This is a genomic window from Clostridium sp. AN503 (assembly GCF_040719375.1).
GTDB lineage: Bacteria > Bacillota > Clostridia > Lachnospirales > Lachnospiraceae > Brotaphodocola.
In genome coordinates this window covers 912,944-930,868 of record NZ_JBFDTP010000001.1, presented here as the reverse complement: position 1 = coordinate 930,868, position 17,925 = coordinate 912,944, and the positions used below count along the sequence as shown (strand labels likewise).

Below are 17,925 nucleotides of genomic sequence, written 5' to 3'. Positions count from 1 at the left end.
AGTTCTGAAAAAAAGCGCAAATTAACCCAATCTACTATTCATTCTATAACAAAACGGCTATTTTTTCAATGAGAACTTATCCACAGTTGTGGATAAGGATAACTTCAGTTGTTCACAGGGGACAAATATCGTAAAATAGCGCAAAATTCAGACAATGTGTGGAAAGAAAACAGTTATCCAGACAGTTATCAACAAAGTTATACACATGATGTGGATAACTCGGGTAATCCACATTTTTAAAATTTGAGGAGGTTCGGCAAATTTTGATTGACAGGAACTTTTCTGGTGTATACAATATACCTGTAATTGCATTGTATCTTAATTAATAAGAACAGTAGCAGGAGGAAAAAAATGAATAAGAGAAAAAAAGACACTCGTTGGCTTACCAGTGTTGCACTTATGGCAGCGATTGTGATCCTGATGGCGAATACGCCGCTGGGCATGATCTATCTGCCGCTTATAAAGGCGACAACTGTGCACATTCCCGTGATCTTAGGTGCAATCTTACTTGGACCTTTGGCGGGAGCGATCCTTGGAGGCGTTTTTGGTATCTGTTCCCTGATCAGCAATACCATGGCCCCAACATTTTTATCATTTGCATTTTCACCCTTTATAAGTATCGGGATTGCAGGAATCTCCGGCGCTGCAAAGTCGATCTGGATTTCTGTAGGATGCCGGATCTTGATCGGGGTAGCTGCAGGATGGCTGTGGATCTTATTTAAAAAAGTAAAAATACCCAAGCCGGCTGCACTGGCAGTGACTGGTTTTTTAGGATCGATGACGAATACGATCTTAGTCATGGGAAGCATCTATTTACTTTTTTCCCAGGAGTATGCCGAAAAAAAGAATGTAGTTGTGGACGCAGTATGGGGACTGATCATGGCAACCATAACCGCATCCGGCATTCCAGAAGCGATAGCGGCCGCTGTGCTGGTAACGGCGATTGGAATCGTTTTATTAAGAGTTATTAAGTTTAGCTGATAAAAAGGCATTTATATATAATAGGAAGAAACACTAAATGTTGTTGTCATATTTTTCATACATACATATTGTAGGTGTTAAAATATAAGGAACTTTAATTTTATAGAAAAAGCTTGACGAAGCCGCATGTTTTCTATATAATTGAGAAGATGTTTAATTAAAATAGTCGTAATGTGTTTATCAGATAAGCTATTGTAAGAGGAGGTGCCGCAAGATGAAAATGACTTTCCAGCCTAAGAACAGGCAGAGATCGAAAGTTCATGGCTTCAGAGCTAGAATGAGTACTCCGGGTGGAAGAAAAGTAATAGCTGCCAGAAGAGCAAAAGGCAGAGCGAAATTATCAGCTTAATGAACCAAGGTCACAATAAATTGTGACCTTTTTTTTCACGAAGGCAATGAGCAGTGCGAAAAAATGCAAGCAAAAATTTGCGTTGTGCTTGCACATAAGCAGATTTTTGTTTGCATTTTTTCATAGGGCGAAGCCCGTGACCGACATGGAGCGAAGCGCAATGGAGGTGCACTGCGGGGTCGAACACCGCACAAACTTCCCGTGCGCCGTCTGGCGTAAGATAAGCGAAGCGCCATCGATCGTAGCAAACCAGCACGCCCCAATCCCACCCCTCATTCCCCCTTCCCAAGCTCCCCCAAAAAATTTCGCCCCTAAAAAATGGACAAAAAACCAAAATGAAAAGATTCCCAAGCATTAAAAAAAATTCAGATTTCCAGACCATATACAGATCTGCGAAATCCCATGCCAACCGCCAGTTGGTCATGTACGTCAAAAAAACAGATACCGATACCCATCGTATCGGGATATCCGTCAGTAAAAAAGTAGGAAACAGCGTAGTCAGACACCATGTAACCCGTCTCATCCGCGAAAGTTTCCGGCTTCACAAAAACACATTAATACCAGGATTAGACATCGTAGTGGTAGCAAGGCCTGCCGCAAAAGAATCAGACTATAAAACAATTGAGCGTGCATATTTGCACCTGTGCGGACTGCATAACATTTTAAAAGAATCGAAGTGAGACTATGATTAAAAAATTATTCATCCTTCTTATCCGCGGCTACCAGATATTCCTGTCGCCGTTAAAGATAAGGACTCACTGCATTTACACACCTACGTGTTCCCAATACGCCATTGAGGCACTGCAAAAGTATGGTGTGGTGAAAGGACTATGGTTGTCCATCAAGAGGATACTACGGTGTCATCCATGGGCAGAAGGCGGTTATGACCCAGTTCCGTAACGTATGAGGAGGTAACAGATTGGATTACTTAGTTTTGACAAAAGTAGGGGGATTCCTTGGTCCGTTTTCCCAGGCATTGGGATGGATCATGAATGCATTATTTGAGTTTACCGGTACATTCGGTGTGCTCAACATTGGTCTATCAATTATTTTATTTACCTTAGTTGTGAAATTAATCATGTTCCCGCTGACCATCAAGCAGCAGAAATCATCCAAGTTGATGGCAGTGATGCAGCCAGAGCTACAGGCAATTCAAAATAAGTATAAGGGTAAAACAGACAATGATTCCATGATGAAGATGAACGTGGAAACAAAAGCTGTCTATGAAAAGTACGGAACATCCATGACTGGCGGCTGTCTCCAGCTTGTCATCCAGATGCCGATCCTGCTTGCCCTGTACCGGGTGATCTACAGTATCCCGGCCTATGTAACATCCGTAAAAGACTGCTTTATGCAGGTAGTGTACGCCATAACCGGCGCAGCCAGCGCAGGCGCTTTAACAGAAGGCGCGGCAGCCAATCTGGTACAGTTTGCCACAGACCACAATATACCGTTGACCGGTATGAATGCGATCGGCGACTTAACCGGAGTGACCGGCGATGCCCTCGGAAATAAGATGGTAGATATCCTCTACAAGTTAAATCCCGCACAGTGGAGTGAGCTTGGACAGGCGTTCCCTCATGCGGCAAACGTAATTACAACCAATTCCCAGGCGATCGAGAGCATGAACTCCTTTTTTGGAATCAACCTGGCATCCAATCCGTTTAACGGCAGCTGGATCCCGACAGTTGCATGGCTGATCCCGATCCTGGCAGGTCTTACTCAGTGGCTCAGCGCCAAGCTGATGATGGCGAACCAGCCTCAGAATGAAGATGCGCCTGGATCACAGATGATGAAGCAGATGAACCTGGTAATGCCTTTGATGTCCGTTTGGTTCTGTTTCACATTCCCGGCGGCGATCGGTATCTACTGGGTAGCCAGCAGTGTGTTCCAGATCATCCAGCAGGTTGGCGTTAATGCATATCTGAATAAAGTTGATATGGACGAGCTGATCCGTAAGAATGTAGAAAAAGCAAATAAAAAGCGTGCCAAAAAAGGCCTTCCGCCTCAGAAGATCAACCAGAATGCGACAGCAAGCCTGAAGAATATGCAGGCAGCTGCAGAGCGTGAGGAAGCAAAGAGAGCGGAGAAGCTTGAGAAGACAAAAGAGCAGGTAAAAGAATCCACCAGCTACTATAACAGCAATGCGAAACCCGGCAGCCTTGCAGCAAAGGCCAATATGGTTGCAAAGTATAACGAGAAGCATAACAAGTAAGGGGGTACGGAGCAATGGACGAAAAGATTACAATCTCTGCGAAGACATTGGACGAGGCAATTACGAAAGCTCTGATCGAGCTGCAGACTACCAGTGAACATCTGCATTATGAAGTAATACAGAAAGAAAGCTCCGGCTTTCTGGGTCTCATTGGTTCAAAGCCGTGTATTATCCGTGCAAGAGTTATGAGTGAAGAGGAAGAAAGAGCTTTGAAGCAGGCCGCAGCCGATAAAGCAAAAGCTGAGAAGGAAGCCGCTCAGAAAGCAGCTGCAGAAAAGGCAGCCGCCGAAAGAGCAGCGGCTGAAAAGGCTAAGGCAGAGAAGGCAAAGGCAGAGAAAGCAGCAGCCGAAAAAGCGGCAGCAGAAAAGGCTGCAGAGAAGGCCGCAGTCTTAAAAGCATCTGCCAGACCAGCATCCGGAAAGACACCGGAAAAAGTTTCTCAGAAACCAGTTTCCGAGAAGTCCTATTCCAAACCGGAAAAGAAGGATACAGTAAATAAAGATTCCCAGCAGAAGGAAAAACCTGCTGTAAAGATTGACGAAGAGGCTGTTAAGAAAGCTGCAAAAGAATTCCTGGAGCAGGTCTTCGGCGCGATGGGAATGACAGTTAAGATTGAAACTGTTTATGATGCTTCCGAGCGGGAACTTCAGGTTATGATGGAAGGCGACGACATGGGCATCCTGATCGGAAAGAGGGGACAGACCCTGGATTCCCTTCAGTACCTTGTAAGCCTTGTTGTAAATAAGGAAACCGAAGGTTATCTGAGAGTGAAGCTGGACACGGAGAATTACCGGGAGAGAAGAAAAGAAACCCTGGAAACTCTGGCGAGGAATATTTCTTATAAGGTAAAGCGTACCAAACATCCGGTATCTTTAGAGCCGATGAATCCTTATGAGAGGCGCATTATCCACTCTGCCCTTCAGAATGACCGTTATGTGGTGACGCGCAGTGAGGGAGAAGACCCGTACCGTCATGTAGTTATTTCTTTGAAGAAGGAAGGCTATGGAAATGGCGGGCGCAGGGACCGGTACAATAACCGCAGGGACCGTGACAGAGATAAAAATGTAGAAAAACCTGTTCAGAATGAGACAGAAGCTTAGAAGTCAGAAGTAAAATGGGGGTGTCTGGTAGTGGGTTAGCCACCACCGGATGCCCCTTTGTTTGATTTCAGTATCGGAGGAAATTATGCTGAAAGACAGAAGCGCAGATACCATAGCTGCTATCGCAACAGCCATGAGCAGCTCGGGGATCGGAATCGTGCGGGTCAGCGGAAGCGAAGCAGCTGCGATTGTAAATAAGATATTTAAAAGTAAAAAGACCGGATTTGATTTGACGAAAGTACCGTCTCATACGATCCACTATGGAGTCGTTCAGGATGGAAATGAAATATTAGACGAGGTGCTGGTGCTTATTATGAAAGGCCCTCACAGCTATACAGCAGAAGACACGGTGGAGATAGATTGCCACGGCGGTGTCCTTATTATGAAAAAAATACTGGAGACAGTAATCAAATATGGGGCGAGACCCGCGGAACCTGGAGAATTTACAAAAAGGGCGTTTTTGAATGGAAGAATCGATCTTTCTCAGGCAGAGGCAGTGATCGATGTGATAAACTCCAGCAATGAATATGCAATGAAAAGCTCTGTAAGCCAGTTAAAAGGTTCTGTTTCCCAAAAAGTGAAGGAATTGAGAGAGCAGATCATTTATCAGATCGCATATATTGAGTCTGCTTTGGATGACCCGGAGCATATCTCTCTGGAAGGATATGGACAAGAGCTGCTTGAGCGCCTAAGTCCTATGGTCAATGAGTTGGAAAAGATGGTTCGTTCATCAGATAATGGCAAGATTGTATCAGAAGGAATCCGGACGGTCATTCTTGGAAAACCCAACGCAGGGAAGTCTTCTCTGATGAATGTGCTGGTGGGGGAAGAGCGGGCGATCGTCACAGATATTGCCGGAACAACAAGAGATACTTTAGAAGAACATATCCGGTTGCATGGTATCAGCCTGAATATCATTGATACAGCCGGTATCCGGGAGACGGAAGATATTGTGGAACAGATCGGAGTTTTAAAAGCAAAAAATGTTGCAGATGAAGCGGATCTGATCATCTATGTAGTAGACGGTTCCTGTCCTCTGGATGAAAATGATGCTGTGATCATGGAATTGATCCAGGGCAGAAAAGCGGTAGTTCTGTTGAATAAAACAGATCTTGAAATGGTTGTTACAGAGTCTGAACTGGCGGAGAGAACATCACATCCCGTGATTGCGGTGTCAGCTAAGGAAGAGACCGGGATTGAAGAACTGGAAAAAACGATTCAGGATCTTTTTTACCATGGTGAGCTGAATTTTAACGATGAAGTATTGATAACGAATGTGAGACATAAGACCGCTCTGGTCAATGCACTTTCCAGTTTAAGGATGGTAGAACAGAGTATTTATGACAAGATGCCGGAGGATTTTCTTACAATTGATCTGATGGATGCGTATGAACAGCTTGGGACAATTATTGGCGAAGCTGTGGAGGATGATCTGGTAAATGAGATCTTCAGCAGATTTTGTATGGGTAAATAACAAGTTTAGAAGGGATTTTTAGTTATGCCATATTTGGAAGAAACTTATGATATCATAGTAGTTGGAGCAGGCCATGCGGGCTGCGAGGCGGCTCTTGCTTGTGCCAGACTTGGAATGGAGACTATTGTATTTACAGTCAGTGTGGACAGTATTGCACTGATGCCCTGCAACCCAAATATTGGTGGAAGCTCCAAAGGACATCTGGTAAGGGAACTGGATGCTTTGGGTGGTGAAATGGGAAAAAATATCGACAAGACATTTATCCAATCCAAAATGCTCAATGAATCAAAGGGACCCGCAGTGCATTCCCTGCGCGCTCAGGCGGATAAGCAGGAGTACAGCCGTCAGATGAGGGATACCCTGGAGAATACGGAGCATCTTACGATCCGCCAGGCTGAGGTTTCAGAACTGATCGTAAAAGATCATCAGATCACGGGAGTAAAAACTCTCTCCGGCGCTGTATATCACGCAAAAGCAGTGGTTTTGGCGACGGGAACTTATCTTAAGGCAAGGTGTATTTATGGTGATGTCAGCAATGCTACTGGACCAAACGGGCTTCAGGCAGCCAATCACCTTACGGATTCTCTGATTGAAAATGGGATTGAAATGTATCGCTTTAAAACAGGAACTCCGGCCCGGGTAGACAGACGCAGTATCGATTTCACTAAGATGGAAGAACAATTTGGAGATGAGAGAGTTGTTCCATTTTCCTTTTCCACAGATCCGGAATCAGTGCAGAAAGATCAGGTGTCCTGCTGGCTGACCTATACCTGTGAAAAGACACATGAGATCATCAGGGAAAATTTGGACCGGTCGCCTCTGTTCTCAGGAGCTATAGAGGGAACTGGCCCCAGGTATTGTCCGTCCATTGAGGATAAGGTGGTGAAATTCCCGGATAAAGAGCGTCATCAGGTCTTTATTGAACCGGAAGGCTTGTATACCAATGAGATGTATCTGGGCGGTATGTCCAGTTCACTTCCGGAAGATGTCCAGTATGCAATGTACCGCACCGTACCCGGACTGGAACAGGTGAAAATTGTGCGAAATGCATATGCAATTGAATACGATTGTATCAATTCACGTCAATTGAAGCTATCTCTGGAGTTTAAGGCGATCCATGGCCTGTTCAGTGGAGGCCAGTTTAATGGAAGCTCCGGTTATGAGGAGGCGGCTGTCCAGGGATTTATGGCCGGAGTCAATGCGGCTATGCAGGTAATGGGGAAAGAAGCTTTTGTACTGGACCGTTCCCAGGCATATATTGGGGTTTTAATAGATGATCTGGTGACAAAGGAAAATAATGAACCATATCGGATGATGACTTCCAGAGCAGAGTACCGACTGCTTTTACGACAGGACAATGCGGACCTGCGCTTGCGTGGAATCGGTCATGAGATGGGCCTGGTGGATGATGAGACATATGAAAAAGTCTTGCAGAAGGAACGTGATATCAAAGCGGAGATGGAACGTTTGGAGAAAACCAACATTGGTGCAAGCAGAGAGGTGCAGGAGTTTCTGCACAAACATGGCAGTACAGCGCTGAAAACGGGAGCGACCTTAGCAGAATTGATACGCAGACCAGAGCTTGATTATTTTATGTTAACTGAAATTGATCCTAATCGACCGTCGCTTCCCTATGATACTGCGGAACAGGTTAACATAAATATAAAATATGAGGGTTATCTTCGCAGACAGCAGCAGCAGGTAGCACAGTTTAAGAAGCTGGAGAGCAAAAAGTTGAGCGCTGATTTTGACTATAGTACGGTAAAGAGTCTGAGGCGAGAAGCAGTACAGAAATTAAATCTGTATAAACCGGTTTCTATTGGTCAGGCATCCCGGATCTCAGGTGTATCACCGGCTGATATTTCTGTATTGCTGGTTCATTTAGAACAATTGCGTCATGGATAAAAAGATTATCAACAGTGGAGGAATTATGGAACAGTATTTTGTGGATAAAATGACTGACGGCGCAAAATCCCTTGGGATAACTTTGTCAGAAAAGCAATTGGGGCAGTTTTATCAATATTATGAATTGCTTATTGAATGGAATAAAGTAATGAATTTGACTGCAATTACAGAATTGGATGAGGTGATATCCAAACATTTTATTGACAGTTTATCATTGATTCGTGCAGTAAAAGATTTATCTGGTTTACATTCTTCTGTGATCGACGTAGGAACTGGGGCAGGGTTTCCTGGAATTCCTCTGAAGATTGCATTTCCAGAGCTTAAGCTGACCTTGTTGGATTCTCTCAATAAAAGGATCAAGTTTTTAAATGAAGTGATAGAGAAACTTGGTCTTGATAAAATAGAGACGATTCATGGCAGAGCAGAGGATTACGGACGTGATGTGAAATACAGAGAACAGTTTGATTTTTGTGTGTCGAGAGCAGTAGCGAATGCAGCTACGCTTTCTGAATATTGTCTGCCTTTTGTTCGAGTTGGAGGATGCTTTGTTCCTTATAAATCTGGTAGGATAGATGAGGAGCTTGAGACTGGAAGAAAAGCTATCCGTGCATTGGGAGGAGATATTGAGGAGATCATACGGTTTGAGTTGGCAGAAGCAGAAGCGGATCGAGCCCTTGTAGTGATCAAGAAGGTGGAGAAGACAGGAAAGAGGTATCCCAGAAAAGCAGGAGTTCCATCAAAGGAGCCTATTGGGTAAGTATCTATATTGCTGTCATCCTGAATTGTTGTGAATAAATAAAATAGCGTTTTTCAAGTATGTGTGCTGTTTCATGTTAAGTAGACAATTGAAAAAGCAAGATTTTTCTGCCAGTAGATAAAACCTGCTGGCAGTTTTTATGCCGAGTAGAAGTCTACGTACAAGTATTTTTTGTGTTGTTTTAGAGGTTATCTTAACTATTTTTTCAACAGCTATCCAAACAGTTATTCTAGTGGTGTTAAAATATAGAAGTTTTATAGTGCTGTAGTTTAGCAGATGAATAATTTCTGTATTTTTGAATACATAATCATAAAAAGCCTTTTACCATGGAATATGCTCCCTCTTAAGTAACAAATTATTATTGTTTCACTTGTCTACTCAGAGTGGTGCATATCAATGTAACACTGTTTTTGTATTCTATTTTTTATTGCCTGTATAGCTAAATCAGCAGTCAAAAGGCGGTAAATCGTATGCTGATCCCGTAAACCTGCATTGAATGGGCGTTTCCTCAGATCCTGCGAATAGGGCGGCATAATCTCTAACAGCATGGTTTTGTAAAGTTGGGAACCATTTGTGCACCACAAAAAACGGGTAGTACGTCTTTTATCAATAAGGTATTTTTAAATCGGTCCGAGAAACCAGAAGTTATACTTTTGAAATATTATAGGGTATGCAAATCGTCAAGAACCACTATATACCCCTCTGCCTTTCTCAAAAATTCGATTTGAATTGTTAAATCATTTATTGCACCATCTGTTGTTAAGTCATAATCCATATAATACCCACTGCCGTCATTAAAGGCAAACAAACAAATATTTTGTTTCTTGCTTTTTACTAATTTCGGATCATCAATTTTCAATATAGGACAGGATATGTCTAAATATCTAAGAGCCAAAACCAGGTCGTGTTCTGACAAACGACTACTGTCAAATATAGATATAAAAGAGGCGTAATCCTCTTTTGCCAATATTCCTAAAGCATTTTCTACAAAATCAATAAAATAATCCTGTTCTTTTCCACATGCTACGTATATCATAAAGTAAAGTCTCTCACAATTTCTGATTTGTCGAGTGTGCCTTTTCCGCCTAAGGCGCACAATGCTGTTCATAATTTTGTTTGTTCATCTGGGCACCATTTTACTCTTTGTGGGATTGTATTGCATACAGCGGTAATGCTGATTTCATGGTTTTTTCCGACTGGAAAGAGGGTTTCATTACCGCCGAATATTTACTATTTTTTATTAAAAAAATCTATTTGTCTTATCTTACTGGTACAATTTCAATCCAATATCCATCGGGGTCAGAGATAAAGTAAATTCCCATAGATTCATTTTCATAACAAATAACACCCTGGTCTTTGTGTTGCTGATGCAGTTTTTCAAATTCATCCGTTATAAAGGCAAGGTGAAATTCACATTCACCGAGATTGTACGGTTCTGTCCGGTCACGAAGCCAGGTGAGTTCCAGCGAAAAGTCACTTGAACCGTCTCCAAGATATACAAGCTTAAAAGAACCGTCACTGGCAGTCTTTTCCCGTATTGGTTCTAAATTCAGAGTATCCTTATAGAATTTCAGGCTTTTTTCAAGATTGAGTACATTGAAGTTGAAATGGTTAAATTTAATCATGTATGTTCTCCTTTGATATTTTGTGGATATTATAAAAAAATATATAATATCAGCTAGTGGTGTCAAATTAAATCGACTGGTATTATTATAACATAAAATTATAATGTTTCACGTGAAACATTATAATTTTATGTTGATTTAGTGATAGTAGTTATTTTAGTTTAAAATTTTTGTTTTGTATTTTTAGTCTATAATTAGTGTAAATAAAATTTTCAATAGAAATACAACTTCCGTATAGAATATAATTAACAATAATAATTTATGTTTCACGTGAAACAATAAAATATCAAGTTTTATTAGCATTTTACATAAATTAAAATATCAATTTCCTATTTATATAACCTACTAAATTAATAAAAAAAGGTCGGAAATTATGTTTCACGTGAAACATATATATTTTAAATCATGATTTATATTTTCTTGAAAAATACAGGTGTCAAATGAAAAATTACAACTCAATCTATAAATGTGAATAAAAAGTGCCGATTTATGTTTTACAAGAAAATAGTATCTAATAAAACTTTCATTTCATATAAACCATATATATAAAATAATACTTATGCTGTACGTGTCAACATAAATTTCAAATTATAAAGTAAAAGTAATATAAAACTTATAATTGTCAATTAACAGTCCAATGTTTCACGTGAAACATTTAATCAGTTAAAGTAGGTTTTAATCAGATCATGCAGTGCGGAGGGGGCCTCCAGTTGTGGGAGTCCTTTTGTATTAGGGATAAGCGCAGACTCTATAGCAGAGTTGTATATCTTATACTCATCCAGCCTGTTTACAATATTTTCTATTCCAGCGCCGCCGATCAAGTAGATACTGTTATCAATCTTTTTTAACGCGTTCACAATATTACACTTAGTGTAGTTACATTTTACACTTGCGTAAATAGACTTTGGTGAGTTACCCAAATGAGCAGACTCATAATAGGAATCTATAATAGAGCTCTTCACCAGATAAGGATTGTAAAAACCTTGAACAGCAAATTCCTGTGTAAGTGTACGTTTACTGCTTGCGATATGATAGAGCAGAGTTCCAAGTACAGGTATGTCCAAAATGAACTTATACATCCGGGCTGTTTTGCCAGGAAACTGACTGAAATCCAGGAGACTCAGCGGATTGATAAACATAAGCTGATCAAACAGTTCCGGATTGTTCGCGCAAGCCATCACCGGGATAGAAGCGGCTTCTCCCGTTGCAATGACATTTACACGGTGACCAATCTCTGATTTGATAAAATCAGAAATCAACTGGACATACAAATAATTGGTATAAGTCATATTGAGTTTTTCAGACCGTCCACAGCCAAGCAGATCGATCGTATAGACCATATACTCCTCCTGAAGGCAGGGAATCAGCTGACTCCATTCATATCCGCTGGAGGCAGAATTTAAGTCATGTATCAAAAGTAACGGCTTCCCTGATCCGGTTTTAGTATAATGAATATTGCCCAATCTCCATTTGTAACACAGGGATTGGGGTTCCGATAAAAGATTTCGGGAGGTGGCAGTGACTTTAATAAACTTGTTGATCGCAGCAGTAGCAGCAGTGGCCCCGGCTGACAAAATAAGCAATGTAAGTAATTTGTTCTTTGCTTTCATAGATACCTCCTTACAGTATTTCTACTATAATTAGTATAATACAAAATGAAATCTTATACAACGAAAATCAGGATTGTTGTAAAAATAGCCGTCAATCAAATTTATAAAAGATTATTTGATAATAAACATAGGAAAACATAAAGAATTGTGATATACTAAAAACCGACATGCGTAACAAATTTGTAACAGTATTTCAAATAAAAGGATAAGATATGGGAAGAATAATAGCGATTGCAAACCAAAAAGGCGGTGTGGGCAAGACAACTACAGCCATCAATCTGTCTGCCTGCCTGGCAGAAGCCGGCCAGAAAGTCCTCACAGTGGACTTTGATCCACAGGGAAATGCCACCAGCGGCCTTGGTTTTGAAAAAGGATACATGGATAAAACTGTATACGAACTTCTCATGGGAGAATGCCAGTTGGAAGAATGCATTATCAGGGAAGTTCAGGAGAATCTGGATGTACTGCCTTCTGATGTAAATCTGGCGGGTGCGGAGATTGAACTTTTGGACGAGCCTGAGAAGGAAGCTCTATTAAAAAAAGAGTTGGTGAAGATAGAAAAGGATTATGATTTTATTATCATTGACTGTCCTCCGTCCCTGAGTCTGCTGACGATCAATGCTTTGACGGCCTCGGATACAGTTTTGGTACCGATCCAGTGCGAGTATTATGCGCTGGAGGGATTGAGCCAGATCCTTCAGACTGTGGAACTGGTCAAGAAAAAGCTGAATAAAAAGCTGGAGTTGGAGGGTGTGGTATTCACGATGTATGATGCCAGGACAAATCTTTCATTGGAAGTAGTAGAAAACGTAAAAAGCCACCTGAATAAAACCATTTACAAGACGATTATACCGAGAAATGTACGTCTGGCAGAGGCGCCAAGCCATGGAATGCCGATCAATCTTTATGACAGCCGTTCAACGGGAGCGGAAAGCTATCGTATGCTTGCGGCGGAAGTGATAAGCAGGGGAGAAGTGTCATGACAAAAGCGAAAAGAGGACTGGGTAGAGGGCTGGGAGCCTTTTTTGGTGAAGAAACTGTCGAAGAAGTTGTGAAAGAACGCCGGGCAGAACATAGTTTGTCAGAGTCTGCTCCAGCAGTAGAAAACACAGACAAAGAAAACACGGCAATTAATAAAAATAAAACCTCAGGAAGCAGTGTTAAAACTGCTAAAGCTGAGAAAACAGAGGAACAAAAAGAGATCACCGTAAAGCTTTCCAAGATTGAACCAAACCGGGATCAGCCACGGAAAGATTTTAATGAGGAACAGCTTCAGGAGTTGGCGGACTCCATTAAGAAATATGGGGTATTGCAGCCATTATTGGTACAGAAAAAGGAAAGCGGATTTGAGATTGTAGCTGGCGAACGCCGATGGAGGGCAGCAAAGCTGGCGGGCTTAAAGGAAGTACCGGTTGTGATCCGGGAATACAGCCCTCAGCAGGCTATGGAGATTGCGCTGATTGAGAATGTCCAGCGAGAAGATTTAAACCCGATTGAGGAAGCGCTGGCTTATCAGCGTCTGATGCAGGAGTTTCAGCTGAAACAGGAGGAGATCGCGGAGCGGGTTTCTAAAAACCGGTCCACAATCACCAACAGTATGCGTCTTTTGAATCTGACGCCGGAAGTTCGGCAGATGTTGGTGGAAAACCGTATTACCAGCGGACACGCAAGGGCGCTGCTCGGAGTGGAAGATCCAAAGCTCCAGTTAGAACTTGCCCAGAAGATTGAGCAGAACCGGCTGAGTGTGCGTGAAGTGGAGAAAGCGGTCAAGCTTCTTGGAAAAGAGAAAAAAGAGAAGAAAAAGAAACCGAATGATGAAGCGCTGGAGCTGATTTTCCGCGATCTGGAAGAACGCATGAAGACAGCTATGGGAACAAAGGTAAATATCAGCAGGAAAGACAAGAATAAGGGCAGAATCGAAATAGAATATTATTCGGAGTCAGAATTGGAGCGGATCGTCGAGTTGATCGAATCCATCCGGTAAGATACACAAAGGACAGGAGTGAAGTACAAGATGGAAGGAAGTATCATAAATAACCTTGGATTTGATCCAATCTATATCATCATTGCACAGGCAGTTTTGACCTTTATACTGTTAATTGCCGTCATCATATGTATCATTAAGATGAGAAAATTATATCGCCGTTATGACTATTTTATGCGGGGAAAAGATGCAGAAAGTATGGAGGCGATGATCATCCATCAGATGGAAGAGATTGTGGAGCTGAAGTCACAGGATCGGGCCAATAAGGATTCTATCCGTATTGCCAATAAAAACAGCCGTGCAGCGTTCCAGAAGGTAGGCGTGGTGAAGTATAATGCATTTAAAGGAATGGGAGGCAATTTGAGTTTTGCTCTTGCATTGCTGGATTATACAAATACAGGTTTTGTCATCAACTCAGTTCACAGCCGGGAAGGCTGTTACCTCTATTTAAAAGAAGTGGATCGCGGGCAGACCGACGTGCTTCTGGGCAATGAGGAGAAGGTAGCGCTGGAGCAGGCGCTGGGTTATAAGGAAAAGAGTCAATAAGATCAATTTATTTATAATAGAAAGACCAGATGATTTTGTTATTTATGAAAATCATCTGGTCTTTTTCATTGGAAAAAACAGTATGCTCCAGTTATATCACTTTTAAAAAAATAGAAATATCTGGTAATCTATAGCTTACGGAATACTTTATCGCCCTATATTGAACCAAAATTCGACTAAACTTATCCAAAAAGGAGGGTTGTTATGACGATTTGTGAAGCTACCAGCTATAGGATTGCCGAATTGTGTAAGCAAAAGAATTTAAGTGGATATTCTGTCACTTATAAAGCAGGAATGCCGGCGTCAACTTATAAGAGTATTGTAAACGGAAAAAGTAAGAATCCCGGTATCGTAAATATTAATAAGATTGCTGACGGACTTGGCATAACAATCCGCGAGTTCTATGATTCAGATATATTTGATAAACTGGATCCAGATGAGTAAATAAATAGAAGAGCGGATGTAGAGGAGATCCGGTTGGGTCATATATTTTGTATATGATCCGGCTGGATTTTTTCTATTTGAGGCTGATTTTGAGAGGGAACTCCTGTTCTGTTTATTTTGTTGATATTTTTTTGTTAAAAATCAAAAAAATTATAACTTATTATATTGACAATTATTTAACAAATTAGTATAATGCAGTTAGCATTAAGATTGTTAAAAAAATATCGATAATATAAACCCATATCACATGAAGGAGAGAGAGTAATGGCAAAGAAAGAAGAAACCATGGTTACGGGAGTAATCGACAATGTAGAAGCTTTGGAAGCCAAGATGAGGGCGATGCGCGAAGCGCAGAAGGTTTTTGCAACGTTCACCCAGGAGCAGGTAGACAAGATTTTCTACGAAGCTGCATCTGCTGCCAATAAGATGAGACTTCCACTGGCAAAGATGGCTGTGGAAGAGACTGGAATGGGTGTTGTCGAGGATAAGGTTATCAAGAACAACTACGCAGCAGAATATATCTACAATACATATAAAGAGACAAAGACCTGCGGCGTGGTTGAGGAAGATAAGGCATACGGGATCAGGAAGATTGCAGAACCGATCGGACTGGTAGCGGCAGTTATTCCGACCACCAACCCGACTTCCACCGCGATCTTTAAAACGCTGATCTCTTTAAAGACCAGGAATGCGATCATCATTTCCCCACATCCCCGTGCGAAGAATTCCACGATCGCAGCAGCAAAGGTAGTTCTGGATGCAGCTGTTAAGGCAGGAGCACCGGAAGGGATCATCGGATGGATCGATGTACCGTCTCTGGAGCTGACCAACACGGTCATGAAGGATGCCGATATCATCCTGGCTACAGGCGGTCCTGGCATGGTTAAGGCGGCATACTCCTCCGGAAAACCGGCACTTGGCGTAGGCGCAGGCAATACCCCGGTCATCATTGATGACACGGCGGATATCAAGCTGGCAGTAAACTCCATCATCCATTCCAAGACCTTTGATAACGGCATGATCTGTGCGTCTGAGCAGTCTGTAACGGTTGTGGAGCCGGTTTACAATGCAGTAAGAAAAGAATTTGCAGACCGTGGATGCTATTTCCTGAAAGGGGAAGAGCTGGATAAGGTAAGAAAGACCATCATCATCAACGGCGCACTGAATGCAAAGATCGTTGGACAGAGCGCTTATAAGATCGCACAGCTGTCCGGCGTTGAGGTTCCGGAGACTGCCAAGATCCTGATCGGTGAAGTTGAGTCTGTAGATATCAGCGAGGAGTTTGCTCACGAGAAGCTGTCTCCGGTACTGGCTATGTACAAGGCGAAGGATTTTGATGACGCGCTGGCAAAAGCAGAGCAGCTTGTTGCTGACGGCGGATATGGCCATACGGCGTCTCTGTATGTGAATGTGAACGAGGAAGAGAAGATCCTGAAGCATGCAGCTGCCATGAAGACCTGCCGTATCCTGATCAATACACCTTCTTCTCATGGCGGTATCGGTGATATCTACAACTTTAAACTGACTCCTTCTCTTACGCTGGGCTGCGGTTCCTGGGGCGGCAACTCCGTATCCGAGAACGTAGGCGTGAAGCATCTGCTGAACATTAAGACTGTGGCTGAGAGGAGAGAGAACATGCTGTGGTTCAGAGCACCTGAGAAGGTTTATTTCAAGAAGGGCTGTATGCCGGTGGCACTCAGCGAGCTGAAGGATGTGCTTGGCAAGAAGAGAGCATTTATCGTAACCGACTCCTTCTTATATATGAATGGATATACCAAACCGATCACTGACAAGCTGAATGAGATGGGAATTGTTTACCAGTGCTTCTCTGATGTCCAGCCGGATCCGACCCTGGCCAATGCACAGGCAGGCGCTAAGGCTATGGCAGCCTTCCAGCCGGATGTGATCATCGCGCTTGGCGGCGGTTCTGCAATGGATGCAGGTAAGATCATGTGGGTAATGTACGAGCATCCGGAAGTAGATTTCCAGGATATGGCTATGCGTTTCATGGATATCCGGAAACGTGTTTACACCTTCCCGAAGATGGGCGAGAAAGCTTACTTTGTAGCGATCCCGACTTCCTCCGGTACAGGTTCCGAGGTGACTTCTTTCGCAGTTATCACCGATCAGGAGACCGGCGTAAAATATCCGCTGGCTGACTATGAGCTGATGCCGAAGATGTCCATCGTAGATGCTGACAATATGATGAGCCAGCCGAAGGGCTTAACCAGCGCATCCGGTGTTGACGTACTGACTCATGCACTTGAGGCATATGCTTCTGTGATGGCTTCTGATTATACGGATGGTCTGGCGCTGAAAGCTATGAAGGGCGTATTCGATTATCTGCCGAGAGCTTATGCAAACGGCAATGATGTTGAGGCAAGATGCAAGATGGCAGACGCTTCCTGCATGGCAGGTATGGCATTCAACAATGCATTCCTGGGCGTATGTCACTCCATGGCCCACAAGCTGGGTGCGTTCCATCACATCCCGCACGGTGTTGCCAACGCGCTTTTGATCTCCCTGGTAGTGGAGTTCAACTCTGCGGAGGTTCCGACCAAGATGGGTACCTTCCCGCAGTATGAGTATCCGCACACCATGGCAAGATACGCAGAGTGTGCACGTTTCGTGGGCATTCAGGCGAAGAATGATGAGGAGGCTGTGAAGAAGCTGATCGACAAGATCGAGGAGCTGAAGGCGACCGTAGGCATCAAGAAGACAATTGCTGAGTACGGCGTAGATGAAAAGTATTTTCTGGATACGCTGGATGCTATGGTGGAGCAGGCCTTTGATGACCAGTGCACCGGCGCCAACCCGAGATATCCGCTGATGAGCGAGATCAAGGATATGTATTTAAGAGCTTATTACGGGAAATAAATATCGATAAATCTTTCATGTGATGTGTTGCAAAAAGAGTGTGTGACAGAAGCTGGTG

Annotated in this window: 18 protein-coding genes; 14 read left to right on the top strand and 4 right to left on the bottom strand. The window is 42.8% G+C overall.

The window, feature by feature from the left end:
• Positions 1–351 precede the first annotated feature (351 nt).
• Together AB1I67_RS04190 and rpmH are read left to right on the top strand one after the other, a co-directional pair.
• Positions 352–981: an ECF transporter S component gene (locus AB1I67_RS04190; RefSeq protein WP_367028572.1), complete on the top strand. Its 630-nt coding sequence runs from the start codon at positions 352–354 to the stop codon at positions 979–981.
• 214 nt (positions 982–1,195) lie between these two features.
• Positions 1,196–1,330 (top strand): 50S ribosomal protein L34, encoded by a 135-nt coding sequence (rpmH, locus tag AB1I67_RS04185; protein WP_367028571.1) that lies wholly within the window; start codon positions 1,196–1,198, stop codon positions 1,328–1,330.
• A 120-nt stretch (positions 1,331–1,450) separates the two neighbouring features.
• Here the strand turns inward: rpmH and AB1I67_RS04180 are convergent, their stop codons facing one another.
• Positions 1,451–1,606 (bottom strand): hypothetical protein, encoded by a 156-nt coding sequence (locus tag AB1I67_RS04180; RefSeq protein WP_367028570.1) that lies wholly within the window; start codon positions 1,604–1,606, stop codon positions 1,451–1,453.
• Positions 1,607–1,665: 59 nt separating this feature from the next.
• Here AB1I67_RS04180 and rnpA point away from each other — a divergent pair, with 59 nt between their 5' ends.
• The 7 genes from rnpA (at position 1,666) to rsmG (ending at position 8,781) form a co-directional block, all read left to right on the top strand.
• A complete protein-coding gene (gene rnpA, locus AB1I67_RS04175) occupies positions 1,666–2,010 on the top strand; it encodes a ribonuclease P protein component (RefSeq protein WP_367028569.1) in 345 nt (114 codons plus the stop codon).
• Positions 2,011–2,014: 4 nt separating this feature from the next.
• On the top strand, positions 2,015–2,230 hold the full coding sequence (yidD, locus tag AB1I67_RS04170) for a membrane protein insertion efficiency factor YidD (protein WP_367028568.1): 216 nt from the start codon (positions 2,015–2,017) through the stop codon (positions 2,228–2,230).
• A 19-nt stretch (positions 2,231–2,249) separates the two neighbouring features.
• Positions 2,250–3,545, top strand: coding sequence for a YidC/Oxa1 family membrane protein insertase (locus AB1I67_RS04165; RefSeq protein ID WP_367028567.1), 1,296 nt, complete (start codon positions 2,250–2,252; stop codon positions 3,543–3,545).
• A gap of 14 nt (positions 3,546–3,559) precedes the next feature.
• Entirely contained in the window at positions 3,560–4,645 is a 1,086-nt protein-coding gene (gene jag / locus AB1I67_RS04160; RefSeq protein ID WP_367028566.1) for an RNA-binding cell elongation regulator Jag/EloR, read from the top strand.
• 85 nt (positions 4,646–4,730) lie between these two features.
• Positions 4,731–6,119, top strand: coding sequence for a tRNA uridine-5-carboxymethylaminomethyl(34) synthesis GTPase MnmE (mnmE, locus tag AB1I67_RS04155; protein WP_367028565.1), 1,389 nt, complete (start codon positions 4,731–4,733; stop codon positions 6,117–6,119).
• Between the two features lie 24 nt (positions 6,120–6,143).
• Positions 6,144–8,024: a tRNA uridine-5-carboxymethylaminomethyl(34) synthesis enzyme MnmG gene (mnmG, locus tag AB1I67_RS04150; RefSeq protein ID WP_367028564.1), complete on the top strand. Its 1,881-nt coding sequence runs from the start codon at positions 6,144–6,146 to the stop codon at positions 8,022–8,024.
• Between the two features lie 25 nt (positions 8,025–8,049).
• Complete coding sequence (rsmG, locus tag AB1I67_RS04145) at positions 8,050–8,781, top strand: 16S rRNA (guanine(527)-N(7))-methyltransferase RsmG (RefSeq protein WP_367028563.1); 732 nt, start codon at positions 8,050–8,052, stop codon at positions 8,779–8,781.
• Between the two features lie 661 nt (positions 8,782–9,442).
• On the opposite strand, the gene AB1I67_RS04140 is transcribed toward rsmG, so the two are convergent.
• The 3 genes from AB1I67_RS04140 to AB1I67_RS04130 form a co-directional block, all read right to left on the bottom strand.
• Positions 9,443–9,817 carry a hypothetical protein gene (locus AB1I67_RS04140; protein WP_367028562.1) on the bottom strand — a complete coding sequence of 125 codons (375 nt, stop codon included), beginning with the start codon at positions 9,815–9,817 and terminating at the stop codon, positions 9,443–9,445.
• A gap of 223 nt (positions 9,818–10,040) precedes the next feature.
• A complete protein-coding gene (locus AB1I67_RS04135) occupies positions 10,041–10,406 on the bottom strand; it encodes a VOC family protein (protein ID WP_367028561.1) in 366 nt (121 codons plus the stop codon).
• Between the two features lie 659 nt (positions 10,407–11,065).
• Positions 11,066–12,016, bottom strand: a complete 951-nt coding sequence (locus AB1I67_RS04130; RefSeq protein ID WP_367028560.1) for an alpha/beta fold hydrolase — start codon at positions 12,014–12,016, stop codon at positions 11,066–11,068.
• 212 nt (positions 12,017–12,228) lie between these two features.
• Between AB1I67_RS04130 and AB1I67_RS04125 the strand changes: the two genes are divergently transcribed.
• The 5 genes from AB1I67_RS04125 (at position 12,229) to adhE (ending at position 17,867) form a co-directional block, all read left to right on the top strand.
• On the top strand, positions 12,229–12,999 hold the full coding sequence (locus AB1I67_RS04125; RefSeq protein WP_367028559.1) for an AAA family ATPase: 771 nt from the start codon (positions 12,229–12,231) through the stop codon (positions 12,997–12,999).
• Positions 12,996–14,000 (top strand): ParB/RepB/Spo0J family partition protein, encoded by a 1,005-nt coding sequence (locus AB1I67_RS04120; RefSeq protein WP_367028558.1) that lies wholly within the window; start codon positions 12,996–12,998, stop codon positions 13,998–14,000. Before AB1I67_RS04125 ends, AB1I67_RS04120 begins: the two co-directional genes overlap by 4 nt.
• Positions 14,001–14,030: 30 nt before the next feature.
• Positions 14,031–14,546 carry a DUF4446 family protein gene (locus AB1I67_RS04115; protein ID WP_367028557.1) on the top strand — a complete coding sequence of 172 codons (516 nt, stop codon included), beginning with the start codon at positions 14,031–14,033 and terminating at the stop codon, positions 14,544–14,546.
• Between the two features lie 204 nt (positions 14,547–14,750).
• On the top strand, positions 14,751–14,990 hold the full coding sequence (locus AB1I67_RS04110; RefSeq protein WP_367028556.1) for a helix-turn-helix transcriptional regulator: 240 nt from the start codon (positions 14,751–14,753) through the stop codon (positions 14,988–14,990).
• Positions 14,991–15,254: 264 nt separating this feature from the next.
• Positions 15,255–17,867, top strand: coding sequence for a bifunctional acetaldehyde-CoA/alcohol dehydrogenase (adhE, locus tag AB1I67_RS04105; protein WP_367028555.1), 2,613 nt, complete (start codon positions 15,255–15,257; stop codon positions 17,865–17,867).
• Positions 17,868–17,925: the final 58 nt, after the last annotated feature.

Coding starts and splice junctions, on each gene's coding strand:
- rsmG (WP_367028563.1), top strand. CDS start 8,050: ATGGAACAGTATTTTGTGGATAAAATGACTGACGGCGCAAAATCCCTT.
- rnpA (WP_367028569.1), top strand. CDS start 1,666: ATGAAAAGATTCCCAAGCATTAAAAAAAATTCAGATTTCCAGACCATA.
- AB1I67_RS04115 (WP_367028557.1), top strand. CDS start 14,031: ATGGAAGGAAGTATCATAAATAACCTTGGATTTGATCCAATCTATATC.
- adhE (WP_367028555.1), top strand. CDS start 15,255: ATGGCAAAGAAAGAAGAAACCATGGTTACGGGAGTAATCGACAATGTA.
- rpmH (WP_367028571.1), top strand. CDS start 1,196: ATGAAAATGACTTTCCAGCCTAAGAACAGGCAGAGATCGAAAGTTCAT.
- AB1I67_RS04190 (WP_367028572.1), top strand. CDS start 352: ATGAATAAGAGAAAAAAAGACACTCGTTGGCTTACCAGTGTTGCACTT.
- yidD (WP_367028568.1), top strand. CDS start 2,015: ATGATTAAAAAATTATTCATCCTTCTTATCCGCGGCTACCAGATATTC.
- AB1I67_RS04130 (WP_367028560.1), bottom strand. CDS start 12,016: ATGAAAGCAAAGAACAAATTACTTACATTGCTTATTTTGTCAGCCGGG.
- AB1I67_RS04120 (WP_367028558.1), top strand. CDS start 12,996: ATGACAAAAGCGAAAAGAGGACTGGGTAGAGGGCTGGGAGCCTTTTTT.
- mnmG (WP_367028564.1), top strand. CDS start 6,144: ATGCCATATTTGGAAGAAACTTATGATATCATAGTAGTTGGAGCAGGC.
- AB1I67_RS04140 (WP_367028562.1), bottom strand. CDS start 9,817: ATGATATACGTAGCATGTGGAAAAGAACAGGATTATTTTATTGATTTT.
- jag (WP_367028566.1), top strand. CDS start 3,560: ATGGACGAAAAGATTACAATCTCTGCGAAGACATTGGACGAGGCAATT.
- AB1I67_RS04135 (WP_367028561.1), bottom strand. CDS start 10,406: ATGATTAAATTTAACCATTTCAACTTCAATGTACTCAATCTTGAAAAA.
- mnmE (WP_367028565.1), top strand. CDS start 4,731: ATGCTGAAAGACAGAAGCGCAGATACCATAGCTGCTATCGCAACAGCC.
- AB1I67_RS04110 (WP_367028556.1), top strand. CDS start 14,751: ATGACGATTTGTGAAGCTACCAGCTATAGGATTGCCGAATTGTGTAAG.
- AB1I67_RS04125 (WP_367028559.1), top strand. CDS start 12,229: ATGGGAAGAATAATAGCGATTGCAAACCAAAAAGGCGGTGTGGGCAAG.
- AB1I67_RS04180 (WP_367028570.1), bottom strand. CDS start 1,606: ATGAGGGGTGGGATTGGGGCGTGCTGGTTTGCTACGATCGATGGCGCT.